The following is a 24,508-nucleotide window of genomic DNA, read 5'->3' on the forward strand; positions in this document are numbered from 1 at the left end:
TGTGAGTGACATATCTGCCTACGCGCCGGCGCAGTCCACCAAGCCGACCATCTTCTTCGACGGCACCTCAAGCCGCCGGCGGCAGGTCACGCTGACGCTCGCTGATGCGCTCGAGATCGCGGAGGAGGGCGGGGCGCCGGTTCGTTGGTCCTATGCCGATATCCGCCGCGCCGACAGTCCGCCAGGGATCCTGCGCCTTTCGAGCATCACCGCACCGCCATTGGCGCGGCTGGAAATCCGCGACGCGGCGCTTGCGGCCGACGTGACCGCACGTTGCCTGCGGCTCGACGAGCACCGGACCTCGCGCCGCGGTGTCGTAAAAATCGTCGGCTGGTCGGCGGCGGCCGCAATCTCCATCGTCTGCGTCGTGCTGTTCGGCGTGCCGCTCGCCGCCGACCGTCTCGCGCCGCTGGTGCCGAAACCCGTCGAACGGCGCATCGGCGACGCTGCCGAAGTGCAGATGAAGACCATCTTCGGCCGCAATGTGTGCGAAGATCCAGCGGGCAAGGCCGCCTTCACCAAGCTCGTCAACCGCCTGCGCGATGCCGCCGGCCTCGACGACGATTCCATGATGGCGGGCGTGCTGCCGACCTCGGTGCCGAACGCCTTTGCACTGCCGGGCGGCAAGGTGTTCGTGTTGAAGGGCCTGCTCGACAAGGCCGAAAGTCCCGACGAGCTCGCCGGCATCCTCGCGCACGAGCTCGGCCACCTCAAGCATTACGACAGCATGCGCGGGCTGATCTACAACGGCGGCACCTCGTTCCTGATCGGCCTGTTGTTCGGCGACGTCACCGGCTCATCCGCGGTGATCTTCGCCTCTCGCAGCGTTGTCGAAGCCTCCTATTCGCGCGAGGCGGAGACCGCCGCCGATACGTTCGCGATCGAGGTCATGCACAAGCTCGGCCGCTCGCCAAAGCCCGCTTTCGAGCTGATGTTCCGCATCACCGGCAAGGAAGGCGGCTCGAAGCTCACGACGATCCTCGCCAGCCACCCGCTGACCGAAGACCGCCTCGCCCGCATGACCCGGGAAGATCGCCCGGTGGGCGGCCCGCCGCTGCTGACGGACAAGGAGTGGCAGTCGCTGAAGCTGATCTGCGGCAGCGGGAAGGTGTAAGGGGCCGGCGGAAAAGGAACAATTGCCCTGAACAGGCATATCCTCTCGAGCAACGACAGGATGTAGTCATGTCTTATGGTCGCTTCGCCGCGATGATCGCGGTCTCCACGCTGATCATGTTCGGATTGATGTATCTCAACACGTTCGCCCTGGACCATGTCTGGTACAGCCAGACCCGGACCTGGATGGCGCTGCTGATGGGTGCCGTCATGGCTGTCGTGATGCTGGGTTTCATGTGGGGCATGTACCGGAACCGCGCGGCGAACATCGCCATATTGGTGGCCGGTGCCGCCGTGTTCGCAGCCTCTCTCTGGCTCGTTCGCAGCCAGGAGACCGTCTCCGACGTCGCCTACATGAAAGCGATGATCCCGCATCATTCGATCGCGGTGCTCACGAGCGAGCGTGCACACATCCGGGATCCCCGCGTCCGCAAATTGGCCGACGACATCATCGAGGCGCAGGTGCGGGAGATCGGCGAGATGGAACGTCTGATCGCCGACCTGAAGGCGCACCCGGCGCCGTCTGATGCGAAGGATTTGCCGCCGCGGCCGCCAACCTGACGGCGAACCGCTTCACTTCGCGGGCGCAGCCGGCGCGTTCGAGCCGGTGGTGACGCTCGGCGCATTGTTCGGACTGGTCGAGGTCGCCTGCGGGCCGATGTCGCGCCCATTGTAGAAGAAGACGGCCGCCACCACGGCGATCACGAAAATCGCGCCGATCGCCCAGCCCACCGGGCTGTTGCGGCGCGCACGGTCAGTCCTGCGGTCATCATTCGGATAGGTCATCGTGCTCTCCATGTTAGAGCAGGAGAACCTTGTGCGATGGCGCCTGTTCCTAAAAGCGCGCGCCTCACCTACCGCGTCCCGTAGGCGCGGTCGCCGGCATCGCCGAGGCCGGGCAGGATGAAGCCGTTGTCGTCGAGACCTTCGTCCACCGCCGCGGTCCAGATCGGCACGTCCGGGTGCAAGCCGCGCAGCCGTTCCAATCCGTCCGGCGCCGCGATCAGGCAGGCGAGGCGGATGTCCTTCGCGCCGCGCTCCTTCAGCCGGTCGATGGCGGCCACCGCCGTGTTGGCGGTCGCGACCACAGGCGTCACCACGATGGCGAGTCGCTCGCTGAGATCGGACGGCGATTTAAAGAAATATTCGACGGCGGCAAAACTGTGCGGCTCGCGATAGAGCCCGATATGGGCGACGCGCGCAGTCGGCACCAGATCCATCATGCCGTCGACGAAGGTGGTGCCGGCGCGCAGCATCGGCACGAACACTAGCTTCTTGCCGGCGATCTTGGCCGAATGCATCGTCGCCAGCGGCGTCTCGATCACGGTGTCGGCGAGCGGCAGATCGCGCGTCACCTCGTAACAGAGTAGCATGCCGATCTCCTTGATCAGCTCGCGGAACGACTTTGTCGAGATGGACTTGTCCCGCACCAGCGTCAGCTTGTGCTGCACCAGCGGATGATCGACGATCGTGACGCCTTCCATGGGATGCCTTTCTTCCTTCTCCCTTTGTGGGAGAAGGTGGCGCGAAGCGCCGGATGAGGGGTCTGCTTCAACGAACTCAAGCGAGAGATATGCCCGCGGAGACAACCCCTCACCCGGCTTCGCTTTCGCGAAGCCACCCTCTCCCACAAGGGGAGAGGGTTAGAACACCGTGCCGTCGCTGATCACCTTGAGCGGCGGCGAGCCGTCGGGGCGGCGCGCAAAGGCAATGGCGCGGCCCGCGGCCCAGCTGCCGCCTTCCAGAATGCTGGCGAGCGGCAAGGTCTCAGGCGTGCGGCCGAGCTTGACACGAACCTGTTCGGCGAGCCGGTCCAGCAGCGCCACCGTCAGCGCGCGCCATTCCACGACCAGCTGTGAATCCACCGCATGCGCGCGCTCGCCATCGGCGGGATCGCGCAGGCGCAGCACCTCGTGATCGACGAACAGGCCGCCATTGCGATATTCGGCAAGGCCCGTGAGGCCGTCGATGTCCGTGACATCGATGCCGGCGCGCTGCAGCGGCTCGATCAGCGAATAGCTCAGCCATTGCGACAGCTTGTGCAGCGGCACGAGGCCTGTCGTTGCGTCGTCCGTCTTGAGCGCGGGATGGCGCCAGCAATCGCCGAGCGGGATGCCGGCAAGCTCGAGCCGCGAGGGCCAGATCGGTCCGAGCTGGTTTAGCACCGCCGACAGGATGACGGGCGCAGCGACAGCCCCGCCCTTCGCCTGCGCCGCGATATGCTCGAACAGGCCGCCCGGCCGCGGCGTGTCACGCAGGCCGAAAACCTCCGCACGCCCGGCAACCAGTTTGCCCAGGCGCCGCAGCAGATCGGTGCGCCCCTCAAGTCCGAGCAGCGGATTGGCATCATTCACCTGGAACGCCGATGTGAGCGCGGCGAGCGGCAATTCTGCCAGAACCTCGGCATCGGCCCTGAACGGCGCGCGTGCATCGCCCGAGAACAGCCCGCTCGCGAACATGTCGAGGCTCGCGATCGCAAGTCCTTCGGACCGACCGATGCTTTCGCCCGTCACCGCGTCCCGATATCGCCACGCAGCGCCAGCGCCAGCATCGAGCAGCACGCTGACGATGGCGAGGTCGAACTCGGCGCGCGCCCGTGCCGCGCGATCCGGCCATGATGTCGCGTCTGCAAGCCGCGCCCAGCGATCGACGCCGCCGATCACAAAATGCCGCCAGCGCGCATGGAAGGGAATCTCCAGCGTCGGATAGGCTTTTCGCGTGACCGCAAGCACGGCCTCGGCGACGCCGTCCATGCGGTCGAGATCGACAGTGAAGTGGCTCAACCCGCCGGCAAGGCCGAGTGCGAGCATCTTGTCGGCCCGCGCGCGAACCGCTCCTGCGCTGAGCAGGGAGCGGGCCTGTTGTTCCAAAGCGTCCGCCATCGCGCGATCAGTATTTTTCCAGCGAGCGGCCGACCACCCCGTCGACGTCCTTCTCGGGCGCGATGTCGGTCGAGTAATAGCCGGCGGCCTTCTTGGCGGCGATCTCGACATAGGCGTCGGCCGGGATCAGCTCCGGCGGGATCGGCACGCGCTCGACGATGTCGATGCCCTGCGAAGTCAGTGCGTCGTATTTCATGTCGCTCATCGACAGGAAGCGGTCGATCCGCTTGAGGCCGAGCCAGTGGATCGTATCCGGCATCAATTGCTGGAAGCGGGCATCCTGCACGCCGGCGACGCATTCGGTGCGCTCGAAATAGGCCGCGGCCGCGTCGCCGTCCTCCTGGCGCTTGCGCGCATTGTAGACCAGGAATTTGGTGACCTCGCCGAGCGCGCGGCCCTCTTTCCGGTTGTAGACCACGAGCCCGAGCCCGCCTTCCTGCGCGCCGCGCGCGGATTCCTCGATGCCGTGGATCAGATAGGGGCGGCAGGTGCAGATATCGGAGCCGAACACGTCGGAGCCGTTGCACTCGTCATGTACGCGGCAGGTGATCCTGGTGCGATGATCAGGCAGCTTCGTCACATCCCCGAACATGTAGACGGTGGTGCCGCCGATCGGCGGCAAAAACACCTTCATGTCCGGACGCGTGACCAGCTCGGGGAACATGCCGGCGGTCTGCTCGAACAGCGTGCGGCGCAGCTCGGTCTCGCCGGCGCCGAAGCGTGCCGCGAGGCCGGGCAGGTACCAGACCGGATCGATCGCGATCTTCACCACGGAGACGCTGCCATTGGCATGCACGACCTCGCCGTCGGCGCGCAGCCGCTTTGCCGCCAGCGCCTCGCGGATCTCCGGCAGGTCCAGCCGCGCCCGCGTCACCGCGATGCTCGGGCGGATGTCGACGCCCTCGGCGATGTCCTTGCCAAAGTTCTCGGCGACCAGATGCCCCCAGGGATCGAGCGCGACGATCTTGGTGGGATCGGTCCACTGCTCGAACGGGCCGATGGTCGCGGCCGGAAACGTGTTGGTGAGGTCGGGCCTGCGAATCGGGTCGAGCGCGCCGGCGGACACCGCAAGCGCGCGGTACATCGCGTAGGAGCCGCCATGGCTGCCGATCACGTTGCGGTCGCCCGCGCGCGACACCGTGCCGATGATCGGCCCGCGCGCGCGCGCATCGGCCGCGCCCCAATGGATCGGGAAAGCGGACTTCTTGCCCGGCTCCGGATGCGAGGTGAGGCGGATGTGGTCGGTACGGTTCGCGCGGCTCATGTCCAGGCTCCCAAAACGCCAACGGCCCGCCGCTCGGACGGGCCTGGCTCGCTTGCGGCACTCTTTCGAAACGCCGGCGACGCAAGCTCAATCCAACATATTGTAACCCCGGCGCGCGACAGACAAGTTAATCGTGCGCGGCCGCCGCGGCCCATTCCCAAGCTTGTCCCGATCGGGGGACGATGCCAGAATGTTCCCTATATCTATGTAATTGTTATGATTTTTGAAGGGGTGGGCGGCGGCGCCGCTGTCCGGACAGGTGACTGGATAAAACCTGCATATTCGGACATATCGACCGGATCGGCCTGTCCCGGAGACCCCCATGCCCGCCAGCTACATCGATCCCCGCAACGGACAGCTCTATCCCCTCGACCAGCCGCGCTGGTGCTCGGACGAGCGCACGCCGCTGCTGGTGACGCCGGGGGCAGGGATCTCGCGCGACGATATCGATGCGCGCACGCGCTCGCTCTGGCGCTATCGGGCCGCGCTGCCGGTGGAGATCAAGGATCCGATCACGCTCGGCGAAGGCTGCACGCCGCTGCTCCAGCAGGACTGGGGCGAGCTGCGCCCGTTGTTCAAGCTCGAATGGTTCAACCCGACCGGCAGCTTCAAGGACCGCGGCTCGGCCGTGATGCTGTCCTTCCTGCGCCAGATCGGTGTCGACGCCATTCTCGAAGACTCCTCCGGCAATGGCGGCTCGTCGATGGCGGGGCTCGGTGCTGCCGGCGGCATGCGCGTGAAGATCCTGGCGCCTGCCTCGACCTCGCCGGCCAAGATCGCGCAGGTGCGCGCTTACGGTGCCACCGTGCAGCTCGTCGAGGGCCCGCGCGAGGAATCGGAGGCCGAGGCTATCCGGCAGTCGAGCCAGACCTTCTATGCCAGCCACAATTGGCAGCCGTTCTTCCTCGAGGGGACAAAATCGCTGGCCTACGAGATCTGGGAGGACCTCGGCTTCCGCGCGCCCGACAACGTCATCGTTCCCGTCGGCGCCGGCTCGAGCCTGCTCGGCTGTGCCTTCGGCTTCCGCGAGTTGTTGAGAGCCGGACAGATATCGAAGCTGCCGCGCCTGTTCGCGGCGCAGCCGCTGAACTGCTCGCCGATCGATGCGAGTTTTCAGGCCGGCGTCGACACGCCTGTTGCGCGCGAGGTGAGCAAGACCATCGCCGAAGGCACCGCGATCAAGCATCCGCTGCGCCTGCGCGAGATCATCGCCGCATTGCGCGAGAGCGGCGGCGGCACGGTCGCGCTCACCGAGGACGAGATCGTCACTGCCTTGCGCCGTCTCGCGCGCCAGGGCCTGTTCGCCGAGCCGACCAGCGCCGGCGCGGCCGCGGCGCTGGACAAGCTCTCCGCGACCGGTGCGATCAAGGCAAATGAGACCACGGTCGCGGTTCTCACCGGCACGGGCCTGAAGGCGGCGACCACGGTGGCCGATCTCGTGCAGTAGGGCCGCCAGGATTGCGAAGCTGCCGTGGCCGTCGTGAGCCCGCGTTGAACCTTTGGCATTCGTCGTCAGCCTCATGAAAACTGACGTCGAGCGAAGGGAGAGTTCCATGACCGCGCAAGCCCCGTTGCAGGACCCGTTTGCTGGTTTCAAGGCAGTCCAGAAGGAAGCCTGGTCGCTGTTCACGCCGATGGAGGTGTTCACGACACCCTCGGCCGCCAAGCTCGTGAGTTTCGCCGGGGTCGCTACCGGCCAAGCGCTGCTCGACGTCGGATGCGGTACCGGCGTCGCTGCGATCACGGCGGCGCGCCGTGGTGCGAAGGTCAGAGGTCTCGACCTGTCTCCGGTCCTGATCGAACGAGCCCGCGAGCACGCGCAGTTGGCGAACCTCGATGTCGACTTCGTCGAAGGCGACGCCGAAAGCCTGCCCTATGGCGACAACGAGTTCGACCTGGTGCTCAGCCAGTTCGGCCACATGTTCGCGCCGCGTCCGGAGGTCGCCATCGGCGAGATGCTGCGCGTGCTGAAGCCCGGCGGCACCATCGCCTTCTCCACCTGGCCGCCGCATCTCTATGTCGGACGGATGTTCGCGTTGATCGGCCGCCATCTGCCGCCGCCCGAGGGCGTGGCATCGCCGGTGTCGTGGGGCGATCCGAAGATCGTCGCCGAACGTCTCGCAGGGAAGGCGAAGGACATCTCCTTCGAGATGGACATCATGACGCCGTCCGCGCTCAGCCCGCAGCATTTCCGCCGCACCATGGAAACCACGATCGGGCCTTTGATCAAGCTCGTCGCCCAGTACAAGGACGAACCGGACAGACTGCGGAGTCTTCGCAGTGAGCTCGAGGCGCTGATCTCCGAATATTTAGACGGAAGCAACAACGTGATGCGCCAGCAATTCCTGATGACGAAGGCGAGGAAGGCATAATCGCCACTGCTTCTTCCTTCTCCCACAAGGGGAGAAGGAAGGCCTTCACTCCTTCAAATCATTCACCTGCTTCACCCACGCCCGCACGTCGGCGAGCACTTCGGGCAGTACCGCCTTGACCTCTTGGACGGTCATGCCGGCCCTGATGCGGGGATCGTACAGCAGGTTGAGGATGTACTGGTCGTAGACGTCGAAATAGCCCATGGAGACGTTGTCGTTGAACATGGTCCACGGCACGCTCGCGGTGTCGTTGATGGGCCCGAGCGATTGCAAGAGCTCCTCATAGGCGCAGTCGAGGAAGGTGAAATCGCCGTTGTCGACGGTGAGGATCACGTCGGAATGCTCGATCTCGAAATTGTCGTTCTTGCGGAAGCCGGACAGGCATTGCGGGTCGAGCGAGGTGCGGATCTCGCGGGCTTTTTCCGCGCCATAGAAGCTCGAGATGGTGCGGAACAGATCGCGGTCGCGCACCAGCTTCACGCGCACATTCGCCGCCTCGTTGCTGTCGATCATGGCGATGTCGAGATGCTGCACGCGCTTGCCGATGTCGGCCACGACCTTGGCGAGCTGCGCCTTGCGGTCGGCGCGGTCGCTCTCGGCGTACACGCGCACGGGTCCGTCGAACTTGCGGATGCGGTCGACGCGGCCGGCAAGGTGGTATTCGGCGCCGAACGCCGTCTTCAGGAAGCCGTCGACGATCTCGCCGTCGGTAAAGCTCTTCTTCTCGGCGCGCTGGCGCGAGGAGATCGCGGGCAGTTCGCCCGCGGCGGCGATGGGTGCGGTGTCAGGCACGCATGTGAGCGCGGCGAGCGCCAGCAAGGCGGAGCGAAGGGCAGTCGAGGACGGATTCAATGCGCTCATCGTCGTGCGACGCTGCCGTATTCACGTGGCGCGCACAAGGCCGCAGATTCACGCGGCGTGCGGGTTCCTGCGTTGTCTGTCGCAGGAGAGCGACAGTATCGTAGGGTAGGCAAAGCGGAGCGTGCCCACCATCTCAAGATCGTGGGCACGCCTGCGGACCGCGCCTTCGCGCGATCCTCCGACTTTGCCTACCTTACGGCAGTCGCGCCCTAGTTGTTCAGCACCACCACAGTGGTACCGACCGCAACGCGGCTATAGAGGTCCGTGACGTCGTCATTGGTCATGCGGAAGCAGCCCGAGGAGACTGCCTGACCGATCGTCTCCGGCTCGTTGGAGCCGTGGATGCGGTAGAGCGTCGAGCCGAGATACATCGCGCGCGCGCCGAGCGGATTGTCGACGCCGCCCTTCATGTGGCGCGGCAGATCGGGGCGGCGGGCCAGCATTTGCGAGGGCGGCGTCCAGTCCGGCCATTCCTTCTTGGCGGTGATCCTGTGCACCCCGCCCCAGCGGAAGCCGTCGCGGCCGACGCCGATGCCGTAGCGCAGCGCCTGGCCGTTCTGGAGCACCAGATACAGCCGCCGCTCCGAGGTGTTCACCACGATCGTGCCGGGGGCGTAATTGCCGTTATACATGACGGTGGTGCGGGGGACGGGATTGGCGCCGGAACGGAAGAAGTTCGGGCCGCCGCCCATGATGTCGCGCGAGTCGAACTCTTCGGCAAGCGCGCCGCCCGCAACGGCCGACAGCAATGCGATGGCGGCAATCGGCGCGGCAAAAAACCGGATCATTGTTTCCCCCAGCAAAAAATCGCTTCAACATAGGCCACAGGCCATATTTGCGGGCTTTTCGCAAGCCACGGGCCCGTGAGGGACATCATCCCGCACAGGCGTTATCAAATCGGCAACCATGCCGGCTTGCCGAAAAGCGTTAGCCAAATCGGCGCATCATCGCGCGGGGCAGGGCCGCGATGGCGGCTATTGCTTTGACCGGACGCGCGAACAATGATTGATCGGTCGGAACTCTGGATATGCTGCGGGAGCTTGGGATGAACGGTGCGGAAAGCCTGGTGCGGACGATGGTCAAGGGCGGAGTGGACATCTGCTTCTCCAACCCGGGCACCTCCGAGATGCATTTTGTCGCAGCGCTCGACCGCGTCCCCGGCATGCGCTGCGTGCTCGGCCTGTTCGAGGGCGTGGTGACCGGTGCCGCCGACGGCTATTACCGCATGAAGGGCACGCCGGCCTCGACCCTGCTGCATCTCGGTCCCGGCCTCGCCAATGGCCTTGCCAACCTGCACAACGCAAAGAAGGCCAATTCCGGCATCGTCAACATCGTCGGCCAGCATGCCGTCTACCACATCGACTACAACGCGCCGCTGACCTCCGACATCGAGGGCCTGGCCCGGCCGATGTCGTCCTGGGTCCGGACCTCACCGAATTCCAAGTCGGTTGCCGCTGACGGCGCCGCGGCGATCGCCGCCGCCAAAAGTGCACCGGGGCAGATCGCGACGCTGATCCTGCCTGCCGACACCGCCTGGAACGAGGCCGACGGCATCGCCGAGGTTCCGGCCGAGCAGCAGCGCGCGAGCTATTCGCCGCAGGCGGTCGAGCAGGCCGCAAAAATCCTGCATGGCGACGGCGAGGGCACGCTGCTCCTGATGACCGGCAGCGCCCTCAGCGAGCAGGGCTTGGCGCTGGCCGAGCGCATCGCCGCCAGGACCGGCTGCACCGTGATGGGCCCGACCTTCCGCCCCAAGATGGCGCGAGGCCGCGGCCGCTTCTCGATCGACCGCATCCATTACGTGATCGAGAACGCGCTGCCGATGCTGGCCAAGTTCCGTCACATCGTGCTGGTCGAGTCCGACGATCCCGTGGCGTTCTTCGCCTATCCGAACAAGCCGAGCATGCTCAAGCCCGAGGGCTGCGACGTCCATCGCATGACCTCCTGGGGCGAGAACTCGGTCGCAGCGCTGGAAGCGCTCGCCGGCGCGGTGAAGGCCAGCGCCAAGGACGTCAAGCCGCAGGCGGTGCAGGAACTGGTCAAGCCGACCGGCGCGCTCACCTTCGCCTCGATTGCGCAGGCGATCGCCTGTGCGATCCCCGAGAATGCGATCATGGTCGACGAGTCGCTGACCACCGGCCGCGGCTTCTTCCCGCCGACGGCGGCCGCCGCGCCGCACGACTGGCTGCAGAACATGGGCGGCTCGATCGGCTTCTCGACGCCGCTGTCGATCGGTGCCGCGATCGCCTGTCCGGACCGCAAGGTGATCACCATGGTCGGCGACGGCAGCGCGATGTACACGATCCAGTCGCTGTGGACGCAGGCGCGCGAGAACCTCAACATCGTCACCATCGTGTTCGCCAACCGCATCTACCAGATCCTGCGCGGCGAGTTCGACAATGTCGGCGCCGGCGAGCCCGGCCAGCGCGCCAACGACATGCTCAGGCTCGACCGACCGACGCTGGATTTCGTGGCGCTGGCCAAGGGCATGGGCGTGCCCGGCCGCGCCGTCACCAATGCCGACGAGTTCAACAAGGCGCTGGCCGAAGCCGTCGCCGAGCCCGGCCCGCGGCTGATCGAAGTCGTGATGTAAGGGTTTACGCAACGCGGAGCGCCGAGAGCCCGGAGGCACGATGCAGACCGAGCTGAACAAGGTGATTGCGGCGCTCCGGGACTTCTACGCCCACGAAGGCTTCCTGTTCGAGAAGGACATCGGCGAGCGCGCGGTCACGCACCGCTTCGCCGTGCATCTGGAAAAGCAGTTCTCCGGCTGGTCGGTCGACTGCAATTACGACCGGCTCGGCGAGCGCACGCTGCATCTGCCGCACGGCACCATCATCTCGACCGACGATCATCTGGGGAAGTCGATCTATCCCGATGTCGTCGTGCATCAGCGCGAGATCCCGAACAATCTGCTCAGTGTCGAGATCCGCAAGGCGAGCAATCACACGCCGCTGGAGCACGACCAGCACAAGCTGCGGGCGCTGACCGACGTCCACGTCTGGTTTCCCTACTGGCTCGGCGTGCTGCTGGTGCTGGACAAGGAGCGGGTGACGACGTCCGAAGTCTATGTCAGCGGCTCCGTCGACGATGCGCTGTCGCGCTGGTTCTCGTCGCGGCTCGAGGAGATCGGCCTCGGAAGCCCCGTCTAGAACAATGCGGCGTGCGCGATCATTGCGCACGCCGCCATACCTTCAGCCGCGATGTCGTCAGTAGGAGTACGGCTGCGAATACGCGTAGCGCGGGTTGATGCCGCAATAGGCCGAGGTGCCGGATGCCGTCGCCGCACATTGCTGATAGCTGGCGAACTGGCAATTGCCGGGATAGCCCCAGCTGCGGCCTTGCAGGCAATACCGGTCGCTGCCCGCCTGGGCCGGGGCGGCCGACAACGACGCGGCGATCAAGGTTGCGAATGATGCAAACGTGAGGATGGTGCGACGCATTTCAGTCTCCTTCGATTGTGGGGTGGAACGCCGGGCCTTGGCGTTCCCGTGGCCTGTCTGACGCATGGTCATGTTGTGTTGGTCTTTCGCGATACCGGATGCGTTCGAGGCGAGGTATATCGTGACGCAGCCGGTGGCGAGCAATGTGATCTCGGCCACAGTTCTCGCGTGGGATCGGACCTAATGTCGACAGACTTGCACGCGTCGATGCCGCGGGCCTAGGTTGGCCTCGTTCGGATCAGGCAATTTTGGAGGTTCTGATGCAAAAGTCATACTTGCTGGCCGCGACAGCGGCGCTGGCGTTCATCATGCAAACACCGCTCGCGCTGGCCCAGACGGCGCCCGCTGCCGGCGGAACCGCTGCGCCTGCGGCGACAACCACCGCGCCGGCAACGACGGCGGTGCCGGCTGCGACCACCGACAGTTCCAGTCAGCCGACCGACTCCAAGAAGAGTGCCTCGAAGAAACCGGCGAAGAAGAAGATGACGCGGCAGCAGGAAATCGATCACTCCGTCGACACCGGCACCGTGCCCGCGCGCTATCGCAGCTCCGTGCCCAAGCAGTACCAGCAATATATTCCGTTCGATAAGCAGTGACGGATCGCATGGCGGCGCGGGACGCCCCGCTTCGCGCCGCTGCTGCTTTCGAGGAGCGGGCTCTCGAAGCGCCCTCCGTCCAACGCCTGCGACGAACCGTCTCTGCCGGACGGAGTCCGGCCAGAGATCCCCGATGGCGGTCTGCCAGCGCAATGCTAGAGTAGGCCGAAGCGTGGGGGGAATGATGAGTGACGACGTGAAGGATGCTGGCCTCGTGGCCATGATCAGCAGCATCCTCGGTGGCAACAAGCGCGCAGAGAATGTTGCACCGCCGCCGCTCACCGAGGGGCCGCCGACAGTGCCCTCGAATGGAGCGGATGCGGTTTCGGCGCCGACCGCCGAGACAGCGCCGATCAGGCAAGAGCAGGAGGATGCGTCCGACGCTGCACCGGCCACCGCGGAGCCGGTCGAGCAGCCCGCAAAGATTGTCACGACGCGGGACGGCAAACAGCTGCTGCCGGCCGAAGCGATTGCCGATCTCGTGCTGGGCGAGCTGCGCAAGCTGGAGGATTTTCCGGCAACCGGCGTCTCGGTCACGGTCTATGGCTACCGGCATTGGAACGCGATGATCACCTTCGCGCCGTTCTCGACCAATTTCCAGAACGCAACGCGGTTCCGCCAGGCCCTGCCGGATATTGTCTTCAAGCTCCGTCGTTTCGTCGAACTTGAGATATAATCCGGGACAAGCGGCGGCGCCTGGCGTCGCCAACCGGAACAGTTCGACAGGATTCCTGCATTGAGCGTCGCCTTTACCAAGGAAGAAAGCGCCGAGACCGCGTCCGAGACGTTGTTGCCGGATCGCCCGATCTCGCCGCATCCCAACCTCGTGACGGAAGCCGGCCTGCAGGCGCTGCAAACGCAGCTTGCAGAGGCCCGCAAGGCCTATGAAGCCGCGCAAGCCATCGAGGACGTCAACGAGAAGCGCCGGCAATCGGCCGTGCCCTTGCGCGACGCCCGCTATCTGACGGAGCGCTTGCGCACCGCGCAGCTCGTTCCCGATCCGGCCTCAAATGATGTCGTCGCCTTCGGCAGCACGGTAACATTCAGCCGCGCTGACGGCCGCGTGCAGACCTATCGCATCGTCGGCGAGGACGAAGCCGACCCGAAGGCGGGGACGATCTCGTTCGTCGCGCCGGTCGCGAAGTCGCTGATGGGCAAGGCGGTCGGCGATGTCGTCGGGACGGGCGCGCAGGAGATCGAGATCCTGTCGATCGCGTAGCAAGGCGCAGGGCCGCATCGAGAATCGCGTGGCAAAGGGCGCTATCGACAGGAGCAATCCCATTCGCCTAAAGCATGATCCGCAGCAGCGCGAGGCCGTCGTCTCCGCCGAACAAACCTTGATGGTTGAATGAAACGATTTCTGTCGGGAGCGCTGCCGTTCTACGCGCTGGCGGGACTTGCCATGTGCATGTACCTCGTTCTCTACAGGACGAGCCTGTTCGACCTGAACGCGATCGTTCAGGGCGCGACCGGTTCATCGTGGTTTCCGGCCTTCATGTTCGTCTGCGTGCTGCTGGAAGCGGTGTTCCCGTATTTCGGCTATTTTCCCGGCACCGCCCTGATCCTGATGTCGGTGGCGCTCAATCCGAAGGCGGTGGATGGCTCCGTCTTCACCGTGGCGTGGCTCGCCATCATCCTCGGCGCCGTTCTCAGCTACGGACAGGCGCGTTTCTTCAGGCCGTTCCTGCAGCGTGTTGCCTCGAAGGCGGCCTTGCGCCGATGCGAGTCTCTGTTCGACGCCTACGGCCCTTACGCGCGTATTGCCTTGTTCGTGCATCCCAACGCCTGCGCCATGTATTTCACGGCGCTCGGACTGCTCGGCCGCAATCTGACGCGAGAGCTCGCTTATCTCTGCGTGGGTGCAGCGGCCGCCGTCGGCATCCTGTTCGTCATCGTGACCAGGCTCGTGTCGTCCGTCGGCCCCACCGATGACGGCGAATTGCAGGTGCTGCTCGCGGCAGCCCTGGTCGCCATCGGAACGTTGGTCGGTCTTTACGCGGCCTGGTGGCCACAGCGGGCGGCGTGAAACTTCGTCATCGGCCCTTACGCCTCCGGCAGCGCAACGCCCGTCAGCTTGCTCAATTGACCGATGAGCGCCTCCTGAAATGTCGGATCGGTCGCTTCACGCGCCGGCTGCTCCTGCGCGAGGTGATGCCGGTAGCGCCCCGTCACCAGGGCGGCGGGCTCCTCGCTCGCGGCCAGCCAGGTTTGCGTCCGTTGCCCGGTGTCGATATCGACAGGCGCGCCCGCGCCGCCCATCCTGGTGCGCACCCATCCGGGATCGACGGCGTTGCAGAGGACGTTGGGCCAGCGCCGCGCCAGCGCGAAGGCCAGCGCGACGGCGTGCAGCTTGCTCTCGGCGTAGGCCTTGGCGGCATCCCAGGGACGCCTGGTCCAGTCGAGATCGTCGAGCGAGCCCTCGCCACCCCTGTGCAATCCGCTGCTGAGATACACCATCCGGCCGGGCCGCTCGATCAGCGCGGTGAGCATGTACGGTGCAAGCGTGTTGATGGCGAACGTCTCGGCATGGCCTTCCGGCGTTGTGCCGCGGCCGGGCCGCGTGTAGACGCCGGCGTTGTGGATGATCGCGTCCATGCGCCCGATCGCGTTGACCTGGTCGGCGATGTCCTTGGTCTCGGCCGCGCTCTTGAGATCGCCGACCACGATCCCCTGGGCTCGTGACCTCACCTCGCCGAGCGCTTTGGCACGATCGGCCGAGCGCGCGTGCAGCACCACGCGGTGTCCCTGATCAAGCAGCGATTGAGCCGCCGCCCGGCCGAGCCCATCCGTGCTGCCGGTGATGAAGATGGTCGCCATGGGCTGCTCCTTGCGAATGTCTCGGCACGCGCTCTCTGGTGCCGCTTTTCTCTTCCGATCCTTGGGCGATCGACCCAAGGTCACCGCGCTCAACACTTAGTCTTGAGCTGCGTTCCGCGAAACGCCCGCAGCGGCAGGTCAATCTGGAGGCATGTTTGAGCAAGGTCAAAACTCCACAGGACAAGAAGCGCTTGAGCTATGAGCACGACCGGCGCAATACCTATGGAGAGAATCAGAAAAGCAGCCGGAAGAACATTCCGCGCAGCAAGCAGCTCTCGCACCGGGACGAGCGCCGGGCAGTGCGCCAGGCCTTGATCCCTGCGCAGGGCGATGTTCGGGACGAAGTCGCCGACGAAGCGCAGTCGGATGTCTTGCGCAAAGGCCGGATCAAGAAGCTCAGCGCCTTTCGCAAATCGCCGGACCGTCCCCTGGGCGAAGTCGTCGCGCGACGATTGCGCCGACGGAGGAGCGAACCGGCCGAGGATTAGGCCGCGCGTCAATGATGGGCCGGCCCTGATTCCGATGACTTCGGCAAAGCCGTAACCCCTTGATCCGACTGACGTCGGCTACTGTGCATGGGGTTGTTTTCGAGATTCTTGTTCGGGCGGTCGCCGACAGCCGTCGGGCGAGATCGTCGGCAATTGGCAGATCAAGCAGGACAATGGATGGTGGGCGCACAAGGGATCGAACCTTGGACCTCTCCCGTGTGAAGGGAACGCTCTCCCGCTGAGCTATGCGCCCGGGACCATCATGCCAACGGCCGGACCTTGTCGGCCGGCCGGCGCATCGGAGCCCGCGATTTAGAAGTGCGGGCTTGAGGTGTCAAGTTTCCAGGTGGCTCGAAGCCGGAAAAGCTTGCGGCAACCGCGCCATGCGCGGCGGAAAGGGCGGTTTCGGGCCGCTTACGCGCCCTGCTGGCGGGCGCGGGAGGCGTGGGCCTGCAGCGCCCGGATCCGCTCGGCCAGCGTTCCGCCGCCTTCGGGCAGGCTCGGCGTGCCGTTGGTGGCGGCGTCGTTGGCCGGGCGCGGCGCCGGCTTCGGCGGCTGGCCGGCCTCGGCCGCCAGCAGCGCCTCGATCGGCGAGTTCGGACCTTCGAGCTGCATCGCGAGCTTGGCCACCTCGGCGGCAATGTCGTTGATGCGCTCGCGCAACAGCGCATTCTCCATGCGCTCGGTCGCCCATGAGCTCTCGGCCTGCTGCTGGATCGCGTTGAGGTCGCGCTGCAGTTTTGCGCGCTCGTCGCGCGCGGTGCGAAGCTGCTCTTCCAGCGCGGTCTTTTCCGCGCGCAGCGCCTCCGCAGCCGCCGACGATTTGCCGCCGCTGAGGCCCGCGATCTCGACGCGCAGCTCCTTGACGGTGCGCTCATTGGCCTCATTGGCCTGGCGGAGCTGGTTGTTCTCATAGTCGCGCTCGGCAAGCAGCTTGCCCTGCGTCGCGAGGCGTCCTTCGAGGTCGGCGACGCGGCCTGACAGCATCTCGGCTTCCTTGACCTGCACCAGCAGCTGGCGATCGAGCTCGGTGACGCGCTGGCTCAGATTCTCGACCCGGCCGCGGGCATCGCCGAGCTCGCGCGAGGCGGTCTCCGATTCCAGACGCTCCTGCGCGAGCCGCGCCTGCGTCGCCGCGAACTCCTTCTCGGCATCGCCGACGCGATTCTTCAATTCCTCGATCTGCGCGCGCACGGCGACCAGCTCGACCTGGCGGCTCTCCGCCATCATCGAGCGGTCGGACAGTTCGGAGTTGATCTTGGCGAGCTCGGCCTGCTTGTCGGTCAGCGCGATCTCGGCTTCGCGCAACGCTTGGGTCTTGGCGTTGAATTCCTCTTCGGTGGCGCGGAGCTGCTCCTTCACCGCCTTCTCGCGCGCCTCGAGTGCGAAGATCGTGGCGTTCTTCTCGCCGAGCTCGATCTTCATGCGGTTGATGGCGTCGCTCTTCTTGCCGAGCTCGGCGAGCTGGCTCGTGGTCTTGTTCTTGAGCTGGTCGACGCTCATCTCGAGCCGCCGCGCCGACATGGCGAATTCGGCGCGGAGCTGGTCCTTGTCGGCCTGGATCTCCGCCATCGACAGCGGCGTTGCGGCTTCGAGCCGGCGCGTGGTCAGGCGCACGGCGCGGTTATGCACCAGCGGCACGATGGCGAGCCCGCACAGCATCGAGAGCAGGAAACCGATCGCCAGGTACATGATCGGTTCGACCATGGGGCAGAACTCCCAAGCTTAAGGAAAAATTCACCAACGACCATGCCATGGCGGGCCGGCAAAAAGCCAGCCCCGGCCTGTCGTTAACCTTGATCCCTAACAGGATGGGAGGAGGAGACCTAGAACGGGTTCCAGGTCGCGCGCGGCGTGTATTTGAGATAGCCGATATTGGCGCCCAGCCGTAAGCCCAAGCCCGAGCGGATCGGCACCAGCACGATGTTGTTGGCGGTGAGCGCCGTCATGCCGAAGCCGCCGATGATGTAGGCCGAGCCGTCGAGGCCGGCGAAGCGCTGGTAGATCGCGTTGGTGGCGGGCAAATTGTAAACCAGCGTCATGGTGCGCGCGCCGTCGCCGCCCCAGTCGAAGCCGAGCGAGGGGCCCTGCCAGTAGACTCTGAGATCGCCGGCGTTCTTGGTGTAGAGCGTGCCTTCGCCGTAACGCAGGCCGGCAACGAACGCGCCGGAACCTTCCTCACCCAGGATGTAGCCGTTGGGCAGGCCCCATTGGCTGATCGCCTTCTCGATGATGGAGGCAAGCCCGCGCGAGACGTTGCCGAAGAAGCGGTGTCCGGCACCGACGAGCTCGTCCGGCCCGTAGGTGTTGGGCGTTGGGGTCCGCTGCGGCGGCGGCAGGTCCGGCGGCGGCGCGGTCTGCGCTGAAGCCGGCACGATCCAGCCGACCATCGCGGCAAGCGCGAGCGCAGCAAGGCGTGATGCGAAAGTCATGAAAGAACCCCTGGTACCGAATCCGGTCGCTTCCTTAACCTGACGCCAACAGGCATGGCTCTAGGTTGCGCCGGATGTCCCCTCGACTCGGATGTTATCCGCAGCAACTATGACGGCACAACGGCAGGAAGATAGCCCTTTGCGCCCCGGAATTGCCTTGATCCGCCTCCTCGTCGGCCTGCTGGCGGGCATATGGATCACGGGCTCGGGGTTGCCGACCGAGGCTGCCACCACCGAGCGGGTCGTCGTCAACCGCTTCACCGGCGTCGCCATCCAGGGCTTCGACCCCGTTGCCTATTTCGTCGATGGCGAGGCGGTGCAGGGGACGGCGGAATTCGAGGCGAACCTCTGGGGCGCGGTCTGGCGCTTCCGAAACGAGGGCAACCGGGCCTCCTTCCTGGCGCATCCCGAGGTCTATGGGCCGCAGTTCGGCGGCTACGATCCCGCCGATATCGCCCGCGGCGTCACCGTCGCCGGCAATCCCCGTTTCTTCGTGATCGCGGCGCAGCGGCTTTATTTGTTCAGCCGGGAAGCCAATCGTGACGCCTTCGCCGCCGACCCCGAACGGTTCCTCTATGAGGTGGGCAAGCGCTGGCCGGCGCTTCTGGAGCAGCTCGGTCAGTAGCGGCTTACCTCAGAGTTCCGCCGCCTGCGGATCGCCCCAGGCGATGAACTCCGGGATGATGAAGCCACTGGCCGGCCGCTGGCCGAAGCGGAGCTCGCCGCCCTTGCTGTCGGTCACCCTGCCGCCGGCCGCGGTCACGACCGCGGAACCGGCCCCGACATCCCATTCACAGGTCGGCCCGAAGCGGGGGTAGATGTCGGCGCTGCCCTCGGCGATCCGGCCGAATTTCACGGCCGAGCCGCAGGTCTTTCTCACGGCATTGGGCCTGTCGTCGATGAACGCCTCACTCCTGGGATCGCCATGCGAGCGGCTCACTGCTGCAACCCAGGGCTCGCCCCGCGCCGGCAGCTTGCGGGTGCGGATCGGCTCGGCCGCGCCGATGGTCGCACCGTCAAACCTCACGCGCTCGGCGCCGCGGCCGACGATGCCGCGCCAGAGCACCCCGAGCGCGGGCGCACTGACGATGCCCAGCAGCGGCGCGCCCGATGTCACGAGGGCGAGGTTGACGGTGAACTCGTCGCGGCCGGCGACGAACTCCTTGGTGCCGTCGAGCGGATCGATCAGGAAGAAGCTGCCCTCGAACGGCGCAGAAGCGAGCTCGGTCCGCTCTTCCGAGAGCGTCGGCACGTCGCCTGCGAGCTGCGCCAGGCCCTCCGCGATGATGCGGTCGGCGGCAAGGTCGGCCTCGGTTACCGGCGAGCCGTCCTGCTTGCCGTCGACCCGCATCGCCGCGCGGTTGACGGCAAGGATCGCCTCGCCCGCCTTCACCACCAGGGCCGTCAGCGGCTCCATCAGGCCGGATGCGGCCGCGCTGTCGATGATCCGCTTCACCTGGATGCCTCAATCATCGGCAATTCGTTCCTTCTCGACTGATTCGCCCCCGAACGATTCGATTGGGCTTATGACCGCCCGGACGTGATCGCAAGCTAGCTGCCGCGGGCTGGCGAATGTTAGAACCCGCAGCATCCGTCAAGCATGCGTGATTCGCGGCGTCCAGCGCCGTGCAATTCCAGGAACCCTCCAGGACCCCTTTATATGTCTGACGCCTCGTCGCCCGCGACCGCAACTGCTCCCGATATGCTCGAACTCGCCGCGCTGTTGTGCTCGCGGGTCTGCCACGATCTCATCAGCCCTGTCGGCGCCATCGTCAACGGCCTCGAAGTGCTCGACGACGATCCCAAGCCCGAAGACCGCGAGTTCGCGCTCGACCTGATCCGCAAGAGCGCCAAGACCGCCTCCGCCCGGCTGCAGTTCTGCCGTCTCGCCTTCGGCGCGGCCGGCTCCTCCGGCGCGCAGATCGATCTCGGCGATGCCCAGACCATGGCGAAAGGCCACATCGAGGACGGCAAGTGCTCGATCACCTGGAATCTGCCGCGGCTCCTCCTGCCGAAGAACCGCGTCAAGCTGCTGCTCAACATGCTGGTCGTCGCCCAGCACACGATCCCGCGCGGCGGCATGCTGACGATCGACCCGATCGGCGAGGGCGAGACGATGAGCTTTCGCATCACCGCGACCGGCCACAATGCGCGCCTGCCGCAGAACATCTCCGAGCTGCTGAGCGGCGAGCGCGGCCCCGCCGCGGATGCGCACGCGATCCAGCCTTATTATACGCGTCTGCTGGCCCAGGCCTGCGGGCTCACCGTGAAGCTTGCGCCGGAAGGCGAAGCCATCACCGTTACCGCTTCGTAAACGACGCGTCGCGTCCGGCCTCTTAATCGAATCTTTACAAGGCGCTTCGGCTTGTCCGGAGCGCCTTATCTCTTTGTTGGTTCCGTTCTTTTGCACATACTCAACCAATATTAAACGCTTTGCGGTGAAGCTGGCCTCATTCCGAAATGGCGCACCACGCCTCGTGCGCGCCCTCGCTGTATGAAGGCCTGTTTTCATGGATGATCTGTTGCGGGAGTTTCTGACGGAGACCAGCGAGAGCCTGGACACCGTGGACAATCAATTGGTGAAGTTCGAGCAGGAGCCGAACAACGCCAAGATCCTGGATAACATCTTCCGCCTGGTCCACACCATCAAGGGCACGTGCGGCTTCCTCGGACTGCCCCGGCTCGAAGCGCTGGCGCATGCCGGCGAGACCTTGATGGGCAAATTCCGCGACGGCATGCCGGTGACGGGCCAGGCGGTCACGGTGATCCTGTCCTCGATCGACCGCATCAAGGAGATTTTGGCAGGCCTGGAGGCGACCGAGGCCGAGCCCGAGGGGAACGACCGCGATCTCATCGACAAGCTGGAAGCGATGGTCGAGCAGGGTATGGCCGCAATGGCGGCGGGTGCTGCTGCTCCTGTCACCGAGGCCCCGCCGCTGGCGCCGGAGGCACCTGTTGCTGCTGCCGCGCCCGCCAAGGACCTGACCATGGGCACGCTGATCGACCAGACCCTGGAGCGTCCGCTGCGCCCCGGCGAAGTCTCGCTCGACGAGCTTGAGCGCGCCTTCCGCGAGACCGCGATCGAAGCGCCCGCGCCCGTTGCCAAGGTCGAGGCTGCGCCGGCGCCGGCCGCTGAAGCCCCGGCTCCTGCACCCGCTGCGAAGGAAGCGGCCAAGCCCGCCAAGGAGAAGGCCGCCCCGAAGAAGTCGATGGCCGACGAGGGCGCCTCCGAAGGCGACCGCATCGCCAACCAGTCGATCCGCGTCAACGTGGATACGCTGGAGCATTTGATGACCATGGTCTCCGAGCTGGTCCTGACCCGCAACCAGCTTCTGGAGATATCCCGCCGCAACGAGGACACCGAGTTCAAGGTGCCGCTGCAGCGCCTGTCCAACGTCACCGCCGAGCTGCAGGAGGGCGTCATGAAGACGCGCATGCAGCCGATCGGCAATGCCTGGCAGAAGCTGCCGCGCATCGTCCGCGACCTCTCGAGCGAACTCGGCAAGCAGATCGAACTCGAGATGCATGGCGCCGACACCGAGCTCGACCGCCAGGTGCTCGACCTGATCAAGGACCCGCTCACCCACATGGTGCGCAACTCCGCCGATCATGGCCTGGAGACCCCCGCCGAGCGCCTCGCCAGCGGCAAGGGCGAGCAGGGCACCATCCGCCTGTCCGCCTATCACGAGGGCGGCCACATCATCATCTGCATCGCCGACAACGGCCGCGGCCTCAACACCGAGAAGATCAAGGCCAAGGCGATCTCCTCAGGCCTCGTCACCGAGGCCGAGCTCGAGAAGATGAGCGAAGCCCAGATCCACAAGTTCATCTTCGCGCCGGGCTTCTCGACCGCGGCCGCCATCACCTCGGTCTCCGGCCGCGGCGTCGGCATGGACGTGGTGCGTACCAATATCGACCAGATCGGCGGCACCATCGACATCAAGTCGGTGGCCGGTGAAGGTTCTTCCGTCACCATCAAGATCCCGCTGACGCTGGCGATCGTCTCCGCCCTGATCGTGGAAGCCGCCGGCGACCGCTTCGCGATCCCGCAGCTCTCGGTGGTCGAGCTGGTCCGTGCCCGCGCCAACTCCGAGCACCGCATCGAGCGCATCAAGGACACCGCGGTCCTTCGTCTGCGCAACAAGCTCTTGCCGCTGATCCACCTGAAGAAGCTCTTGAAGATCGACGACGGCGCGGCCTCCGATCCCGAGAACGGCTTCATCGTGGTCACCCAGGTCGGCAGCCAGACTTTTGGCATCGTCGTCGACGGCGTGTTCCACACCGAAGAAATCGTGGTCAAGCCGATGTCGACGAAACTGCGTCACATCGACATGTTCTCCGGCAACACCATCCTGGGCGATGGCGCTGTGATCATGATCATCGACCCCAACGGCATTGCCAAGGCGCTCGGCGCCGCCGGCTCCTCGGCCCATGACATGGGCGACGAGAACGGCGCGCACCACATCGGCTCGGGCGAGCAGACCACCTCGCTCCTCGTCTTCCGCGCCGGCTCGGCGCAGCCCAAGGCGGTCCCGCTCGGGCTCGTCACGCGCCTCGAAGAGCTGCCCGCCGACAAGATCGAGTTCAGTAACGGCCGCTACATGGTGCAGTACCGCGAGCAGCTGATGCCGCTCGTCGCCATGGACGGCGTCACCATTGCGAGCCAGGGCGCCCAGCCGATCCTGGTGTTCGCCGACGACGGCCGCTCCATGGGCCTCGTCGTCGACGAGATCATCGACATCGTCGAGGAACGCCTCAACATCGAGGTCGGCGGCTCCTCCTCCGGCATCCTCGGCTCGGCCGTGATCAAGGGCCAGGCCACCGAGGTGATCGACGTCGGCCACTTCCTGCCCATGGCGTTCTCCGACTGGTTCACCCGCAAGGAGATGAAGCCGTCGCTGCACTCGCAGTCGGTGCTCTTGGTCGACGACTCTGCGTTCTTCCGCAACATGCTGGCCCCGGTCCTGAAAGCCGCCGGCTACCGCGTCCGCACCGCGCCGACCGCGCAGGAGGGCCTGGCTGCCCTGCGCGCGCAGAGCTTCGACGTGGTGCTGACCGACATCGAGATGCCCGACATGAACGGGTTCGAGTTCGCCGAGGTGATCCGCTCGGACAACAATCTCGGCTCGATGCCGATCATCGGCCTCTCCGCGCTGGTGTCGCCGGCGGCGATCGAGCGCGGCCGTCAGGCCGGCTTCCACGACTATGTCGCCAAGTTCGACCGTCCCGGTCTGATCGCGGCGCTGAAGGAGCAGACCGCGGGCGCCGCCGGCGCCTCCGAGCTGAGCCGGGCAGCGGCGTAACCAACGGGATCAGGAGATACGCTTATGGCCACCAACAAAACCCAGTCCGCCGAAGGCGCCATGGTCGAATACGTCACCGCGATGATCGGCGGCCAGCTGTTCGGCCTGCCGATCTCCCGCGTCCAGGACGTGTTCATGCCGGAGCGCGTCACCCGCGTGCCGCTGTCCTCGCGCGAGATCGCGGGCGTGCTGAACCTGCGCGGCCGCATCGTCACCGTGGTCGACATGCGCGCCCGTCTCGGCCTGCCGCAGCCTGAGGACGGCAAGGTGCCGATGGCGGTCGGCGTCGACCTGCGCGGCGAATCCTATGGCCTCTTGATCGACCAGATCGGCGAGGTGCTGCGCCTGCCCGAGGCCGGCATGGAAGAGAACCCCGTCAACCTCGATCCCCGCATGGCCAAGCTCGCCGGCGGCGTCCACCGCCTCGACGGTCAGCTCATGGTCGTCCTCGATGTCGATCGCGTCCTCGAGCTCGCGCCCGAGATGATGGCGGCCTGATAGCACGGCCTCGCCGCCGACGTGCTGGTAATTGGAAGTGCCCCCGCAAAAGGGGGAGGAAGCAGAGGTTCACATGCGCACTTGTCTCGTCGTTGATGATTCCAGCGTCATCCGCAAAGTTGCGCGCCGCATCCTGGAGGGCCTCGACTTCCAGATTCTCGAAGCCGAGGACGGTGAGAAGGCGCTGGAGGCCTGCAAGCGCGGCTTGCCCGATGCGGTGCTGCTCGACTGGAACATGCCCGTGATGGATGGTTACGAGTTCCTCGGCCATCTCAGGCGCATGCCCGGCGGCGACCAGCCCAAGGTGGTGTTCTGCACCACCGAGAACGACGTCGCGCATATCGCGCGCGCGCTGCATGCCGGCGCCAACGAGTACATCATGAAGCCGTTCGACAAGGACATCGTGACGGCGAAATTCCAGGAAGTCGGCCTTATCTAA

27 protein-coding genes and 1 tRNA gene are annotated in these 24,508 nt (G+C 65.8%); 16 read left to right on the forward strand and 12 right to left on the reverse strand.

The annotated features are described in order from the left end of the window. The first annotated feature begins 1 nt into the window (after window position 1). Together AC0WRY_RS06865 and AC0WRY_RS06870 are read left to right on the forward strand one after the other, a co-directional pair. The gene (locus AC0WRY_RS06865; RefSeq protein WP_194406267.1) at window positions 2–1,114 is read left to right on the forward strand and encodes a M48 family metallopeptidase; all 1,113 of its coding nucleotides are present in this window, start codon (window positions 2–4) and stop codon (window positions 1,112–1,114) included. Window positions 1,115–1,182: 68 nt separating this feature from the next. Then, window positions 1,183–1,674, forward strand: a complete 492-nt coding sequence (locus AC0WRY_RS06870) for a DUF305 domain-containing protein (protein WP_194406268.1) — start codon at window positions 1,183–1,185, stop codon at window positions 1,672–1,674. Between the two features lie 12 nt (window positions 1,675–1,686). Here AC0WRY_RS06870 and AC0WRY_RS06875 read toward each other — a convergent pair whose 3' ends face one another. From AC0WRY_RS06875 to AC0WRY_RS06890, 4 genes are all read right to left on the reverse strand, one after another. Beyond that, window positions 1,687–1,899, reverse strand: coding sequence for a hypothetical protein (locus AC0WRY_RS06875; RefSeq protein WP_194406269.1), 213 nt, complete (start codon window positions 1,897–1,899; stop codon window positions 1,687–1,689). Between the two features lie 68 nt (window positions 1,900–1,967). Beyond that, complete coding sequence (gene upp / locus AC0WRY_RS06880) at window positions 1,968–2,597, reverse strand: uracil phosphoribosyltransferase (protein ID WP_194406270.1); 630 nt, start codon at window positions 2,595–2,597, stop codon at window positions 1,968–1,970. Window positions 2,598–2,756: 159 nt separating this feature from the next. Further along, the gene (locus tag AC0WRY_RS06885) at window positions 2,757–3,995 is read right to left on the reverse strand and encodes a URC4/urg3 family protein (RefSeq protein ID WP_194406271.1); all 1,239 of its coding nucleotides are present in this window, start codon (window positions 3,993–3,995) and stop codon (window positions 2,757–2,759) included. 7 nt (window positions 3,996–4,002) lie between these two features. Beyond that, the gene (locus AC0WRY_RS06890) at window positions 4,003–5,259 is read right to left on the reverse strand and encodes a GTP cyclohydrolase II (RefSeq protein ID WP_194406272.1); all 1,257 of its coding nucleotides are present in this window, start codon (window positions 5,257–5,259) and stop codon (window positions 4,003–4,005) included. Between the two features lie 322 nt (window positions 5,260–5,581). On the opposite strand from AC0WRY_RS06890, the gene AC0WRY_RS06895 reads away from it, so the two are divergent. Together AC0WRY_RS06895 and AC0WRY_RS06900 are read left to right on the forward strand one after the other, a co-directional pair. Then, window positions 5,582–6,706 (forward strand): threonine synthase, encoded by a 1,125-nt coding sequence (locus AC0WRY_RS06895; RefSeq protein WP_194406273.1) that lies wholly within the window; start codon window positions 5,582–5,584, stop codon window positions 6,704–6,706. Between the two features lie 106 nt (window positions 6,707–6,812). Then, window positions 6,813–7,631, forward strand: a complete 819-nt coding sequence (locus tag AC0WRY_RS06900) for a class I SAM-dependent methyltransferase (protein WP_194406274.1) — start codon at window positions 6,813–6,815, stop codon at window positions 7,629–7,631. Between the two features lie 45 nt (window positions 7,632–7,676). Here AC0WRY_RS06900 and AC0WRY_RS06905 read toward each other — a convergent pair whose 3' ends face one another. Together AC0WRY_RS06905 and AC0WRY_RS06910 are read right to left on the reverse strand one after the other, a co-directional pair. Next, window positions 7,677–8,492, reverse strand: coding sequence for a DUF2927 domain-containing protein (locus AC0WRY_RS06905; protein WP_194406275.1), 816 nt, complete (start codon window positions 8,490–8,492; stop codon window positions 7,677–7,679). Between the two features lie 209 nt (window positions 8,493–8,701). After that, the gene (locus tag AC0WRY_RS06910; RefSeq protein WP_194406276.1) at window positions 8,702–9,280 is read right to left on the reverse strand and encodes a L,D-transpeptidase; all 579 of its coding nucleotides are present in this window, start codon (window positions 9,278–9,280) and stop codon (window positions 8,702–8,704) included. A gap of 257 nt (window positions 9,281–9,537) precedes the next feature. On the opposite strand from AC0WRY_RS06910, the gene AC0WRY_RS06915 reads away from it, so the two are divergent. Both AC0WRY_RS06915 and AC0WRY_RS06920 read left to right on the forward strand, forming a co-directional pair. Then, window positions 9,538–11,085, forward strand: a complete 1,548-nt coding sequence (locus AC0WRY_RS06915) for an acetolactate synthase large subunit (protein WP_194406277.1) — start codon at window positions 9,538–9,540, stop codon at window positions 11,083–11,085. 40 nt (window positions 11,086–11,125) lie between these two features. Continuing rightward, window positions 11,126–11,644, forward strand: a complete 519-nt coding sequence (locus AC0WRY_RS06920) for a hypothetical protein (RefSeq protein WP_194406278.1) — start codon at window positions 11,126–11,128, stop codon at window positions 11,642–11,644. Between the two features lie 57 nt (window positions 11,645–11,701). Here the strand turns inward: AC0WRY_RS06920 and AC0WRY_RS06925 are convergent, their stop codons facing one another. Next, window positions 11,702–11,935, reverse strand: coding sequence for a DUF3551 domain-containing protein (locus AC0WRY_RS06925; RefSeq protein WP_194408186.1), 234 nt, complete (start codon window positions 11,933–11,935; stop codon window positions 11,702–11,704). Between the two features lie 260 nt (window positions 11,936–12,195). On the opposite strand from AC0WRY_RS06925, the gene AC0WRY_RS06930 reads away from it, so the two are divergent. From AC0WRY_RS06930 to AC0WRY_RS06945, 4 genes are all read left to right on the forward strand, one after another. Further along, window positions 12,196–12,531, forward strand: coding sequence for a hypothetical protein (locus AC0WRY_RS06930; RefSeq protein ID WP_194406279.1), 336 nt, complete (start codon window positions 12,196–12,198; stop codon window positions 12,529–12,531). 184 nt (window positions 12,532–12,715) lie between these two features. Beyond that, the gene (locus AC0WRY_RS06935) at window positions 12,716–13,207 is read left to right on the forward strand and encodes a hypothetical protein (protein ID WP_194408187.1); all 492 of its coding nucleotides are present in this window, start codon (window positions 12,716–12,718) and stop codon (window positions 13,205–13,207) included. Window positions 13,208–13,267: 60 nt separating this feature from the next. After that, window positions 13,268–13,750, forward strand: coding sequence for a transcription elongation factor GreA (gene greA, locus AC0WRY_RS06940; protein ID WP_194406280.1), 483 nt, complete (start codon window positions 13,268–13,270; stop codon window positions 13,748–13,750). Window positions 13,751–13,879: 129 nt separating this feature from the next. Continuing rightward, complete coding sequence (locus AC0WRY_RS06945) at window positions 13,880–14,557, forward strand: SNARE-associated domain-containing protein (protein WP_194406281.1); 678 nt, start codon at window positions 13,880–13,882, stop codon at window positions 14,555–14,557. A 17-nt stretch (window positions 14,558–14,574) separates the two neighbouring features. Here AC0WRY_RS06945 and AC0WRY_RS06950 read toward each other — a convergent pair whose 3' ends face one another. Next, on the reverse strand, window positions 14,575–15,348 hold the full coding sequence (locus tag AC0WRY_RS06950; RefSeq protein ID WP_194406282.1) for an SDR family NAD(P)-dependent oxidoreductase: 774 nt from the start codon (window positions 15,346–15,348) through the stop codon (window positions 14,575–14,577). A gap of 155 nt (window positions 15,349–15,503) precedes the next feature. Between AC0WRY_RS06950 and AC0WRY_RS06955 the strand changes: the two genes are divergently transcribed. After that, window positions 15,504–15,836, forward strand: a complete 333-nt coding sequence (locus AC0WRY_RS06955; protein WP_194406283.1) for a hypothetical protein — start codon at window positions 15,504–15,506, stop codon at window positions 15,834–15,836. A gap of 178 nt (window positions 15,837–16,014) precedes the next feature. On the opposite strand, the gene AC0WRY_RS06960 is transcribed toward AC0WRY_RS06955, so the two are convergent. The 3 genes from AC0WRY_RS06960 to AC0WRY_RS06970 form a co-directional block, all read right to left on the reverse strand. Continuing rightward, window positions 16,015–16,089 (reverse strand) — tRNA-Val (locus tag AC0WRY_RS06960). Window positions 16,090–16,250: 161 nt separating this feature from the next. Continuing rightward, window positions 16,251–17,543 carry a coiled-coil domain-containing protein gene (locus AC0WRY_RS06965; RefSeq protein ID WP_194406284.1) on the reverse strand — a complete coding sequence of 431 codons (1,293 nt, stop codon included), beginning with the start codon at window positions 17,541–17,543 and terminating at the stop codon, window positions 16,251–16,253. A gap of 119 nt (window positions 17,544–17,662) precedes the next feature. Next, entirely contained in the window at window positions 17,663–18,268 is a 606-nt protein-coding gene (locus AC0WRY_RS06970; RefSeq protein WP_194406285.1) for a DUF1134 domain-containing protein, read from the reverse strand. Window positions 18,269–18,407: 139 nt separating this feature from the next. Here AC0WRY_RS06970 and AC0WRY_RS06975 point away from each other — a divergent pair, with 139 nt between their 5' ends. Beyond that, a complete protein-coding gene (locus AC0WRY_RS06975; RefSeq protein ID WP_194406286.1) occupies window positions 18,408–18,893 on the forward strand; it encodes a YHS domain-containing (seleno)protein in 486 nt (161 codons plus the stop codon). 9 nt (window positions 18,894–18,902) lie between these two features. Here the strand turns inward: AC0WRY_RS06975 and AC0WRY_RS06980 are convergent, their stop codons facing one another. Then, complete coding sequence (locus AC0WRY_RS06980) at window positions 18,903–19,724, reverse strand: 3'(2'),5'-bisphosphate nucleotidase CysQ family protein (protein WP_246776423.1); 822 nt, start codon at window positions 19,722–19,724, stop codon at window positions 18,903–18,905. A 204-nt stretch (window positions 19,725–19,928) separates the two neighbouring features. Between AC0WRY_RS06980 and chpT the strand changes: the two genes are divergently transcribed. From chpT to AC0WRY_RS07000, 4 genes are all read left to right on the forward strand, one after another. Beyond that, entirely contained in the window at window positions 19,929–20,582 is a 654-nt protein-coding gene (gene chpT / locus AC0WRY_RS06985) for a histidine phosphotransferase ChpT (RefSeq protein WP_028134580.1), read from the forward strand. A 196-nt stretch (window positions 20,583–20,778) separates the two neighbouring features. Next, on the forward strand, window positions 20,779–23,571 hold the full coding sequence (locus AC0WRY_RS06990) for a hybrid sensor histidine kinase/response regulator (RefSeq protein ID WP_194406287.1): 2,793 nt from the start codon (window positions 20,779–20,781) through the stop codon (window positions 23,569–23,571). Window positions 23,572–23,595: 24 nt separating this feature from the next. Beyond that, window positions 23,596–24,069, forward strand: coding sequence for a chemotaxis protein CheW (locus AC0WRY_RS06995; protein ID WP_194406288.1), 474 nt, complete (start codon window positions 23,596–23,598; stop codon window positions 24,067–24,069). Window positions 24,070–24,142: 73 nt separating this feature from the next. Beyond that, a complete protein-coding gene (locus tag AC0WRY_RS07000; RefSeq protein WP_007600538.1) occupies window positions 24,143–24,508 on the forward strand; it encodes a response regulator in 366 nt (121 codons plus the stop codon).

It is taken from the genome of Bradyrhizobium sp. T-12 (assembly GCF_058314695.1).

Excerpts from the sequence above, each read along its gene's own strand:
- AC0WRY_RS06870 (WP_194406268.1), top strand. The coding sequence starts at position 1,183 with ATGTCTTATGGTCGCTTCGCCGCGATGATCGCGGTCTCCACGCTGATC.
- AC0WRY_RS06875 (WP_194406269.1), bottom strand. The coding sequence starts at position 1,899 with ATGACCTATCCGAATGATGACCGCAGGACTGACCGTGCGCGCCGCAAC.
- upp (WP_194406270.1), bottom strand. The coding sequence starts at position 2,597 with ATGGAAGGCGTCACGATCGTCGATCATCCGCTGGTGCAGCACAAGCTG.
- AC0WRY_RS06885 (WP_194406271.1), bottom strand. The coding sequence starts at position 3,995 with ATGGCGGACGCTTTGGAACAACAGGCCCGCTCCCTGCTCAGCGCAGGA.
- AC0WRY_RS06890 (WP_194406272.1), bottom strand. The coding sequence starts at position 5,259 with ATGAGCCGCGCGAACCGTACCGACCACATCCGCCTCACCTCGCATCCG.
- AC0WRY_RS06895 (WP_194406273.1), top strand. The coding sequence starts at position 5,582 with ATGCCCGCCAGCTACATCGATCCCCGCAACGGACAGCTCTATCCCCTC.
- AC0WRY_RS06900 (WP_194406274.1), top strand. The coding sequence starts at position 6,813 with ATGACCGCGCAAGCCCCGTTGCAGGACCCGTTTGCTGGTTTCAAGGCA.
- AC0WRY_RS06905 (WP_194406275.1), bottom strand. The coding sequence starts at position 8,492 with ATGAGCGCATTGAATCCGTCCTCGACTGCCCTTCGCTCCGCCTTGCTG.
- AC0WRY_RS06910 (WP_194406276.1), bottom strand. The coding sequence starts at position 9,280 with ATGATCCGGTTTTTTGCCGCGCCGATTGCCGCCATCGCATTGCTGTCG.
- AC0WRY_RS06915 (WP_194406277.1), top strand. The coding sequence starts at position 9,538 with ATGAACGGTGCGGAAAGCCTGGTGCGGACGATGGTCAAGGGCGGAGTG.
- AC0WRY_RS06920 (WP_194406278.1), top strand. The coding sequence starts at position 11,126 with ATGCAGACCGAGCTGAACAAGGTGATTGCGGCGCTCCGGGACTTCTAC.
- AC0WRY_RS06925 (WP_194408186.1), bottom strand. The coding sequence starts at position 11,935 with ATGCGTCGCACCATCCTCACGTTTGCATCATTCGCAACCTTGATCGCC.
- AC0WRY_RS06930 (WP_194406279.1), top strand. The coding sequence starts at position 12,196 with ATGCAAAAGTCATACTTGCTGGCCGCGACAGCGGCGCTGGCGTTCATC.
- AC0WRY_RS06935 (WP_194408187.1), top strand. The coding sequence starts at position 12,716 with ATGAGTGACGACGTGAAGGATGCTGGCCTCGTGGCCATGATCAGCAGC.
- AC0WRY_RS06945 (WP_194406281.1), top strand. The coding sequence starts at position 13,880 with ATGAAACGATTTCTGTCGGGAGCGCTGCCGTTCTACGCGCTGGCGGGA.
- AC0WRY_RS06950 (WP_194406282.1), bottom strand. The coding sequence starts at position 15,348 with ATGGCGACCATCTTCATCACCGGCAGCACGGATGGGCTCGGCCGGGCG.
- AC0WRY_RS06965 (WP_194406284.1), bottom strand. The coding sequence starts at position 17,543 with ATGGTCGAACCGATCATGTACCTGGCGATCGGTTTCCTGCTCTCGATG.
- AC0WRY_RS06970 (WP_194406285.1), bottom strand. The coding sequence starts at position 18,268 with ATGACTTTCGCATCACGCCTTGCTGCGCTCGCGCTTGCCGCGATGGTC.
- chpT (WP_028134580.1), top strand. The coding sequence starts at position 19,929 with ATGTCTGACGCCTCGTCGCCCGCGACCGCAACTGCTCCCGATATGCTC.
- AC0WRY_RS06990 (WP_194406287.1), top strand. The coding sequence starts at position 20,779 with ATGGATGATCTGTTGCGGGAGTTTCTGACGGAGACCAGCGAGAGCCTG.
- AC0WRY_RS06995 (WP_194406288.1), top strand. The coding sequence starts at position 23,596 with ATGGCCACCAACAAAACCCAGTCCGCCGAAGGCGCCATGGTCGAATAC.
- AC0WRY_RS07000 (WP_007600538.1), top strand. The coding sequence starts at position 24,143 with ATGCGCACTTGTCTCGTCGTTGATGATTCCAGCGTCATCCGCAAAGTT.